Raw genomic sequence first — 356 nt, forward strand, 5'->3', positions numbered from 1 at the left:
ATAGTGGGAAAATCTTAAAAAAAGCCCTTTAAAATAAGGCTTTTTAGATACTTATTTATTTTTTGGTAGCTCTTTTGGTAGCTAAGTAGATTTAATCAATAAAATCATTTGATATGAGATTGAGTTTATCAGTTAATTCGGTATCTGCGTTTGGGTATAAATGACTATAAATGCTAAGTGTTGTTTTGACATCAGAATGACCTAATCGTCTTTGAATATATAGGGCATTTACATTATATTCATTAATAAGCAATGATGCGTGGGAATGTCTCAAACCTTTTGGTTGAATGTATTTAACACCAGCACGCTTAGAGTATTTTAAAATCTGGTCTCTAATACTACGTTTACGATATGGA

General features: G+C 30.3%; 1 protein-coding gene. It reads right to left on the reverse strand.

The annotated features are described in order from the left end of the window. Positions 1-91 precede the first annotated feature (91 nt). A partial coding sequence (locus ADM33_RS10775; protein WP_152906792.1) for a tyrosine-type recombinase/integrase occupies positions 92-356 on the reverse strand: 265 nt, incomplete at its 5' end.

The sequence above is a fragment of the Streptococcus oralis genome (assembly GCF_001075875.1).
Taxonomy (GTDB): Bacteria; Bacillota; Bacilli; order Lactobacillales; family Streptococcaceae; genus Streptococcus; species Streptococcus oralis_I.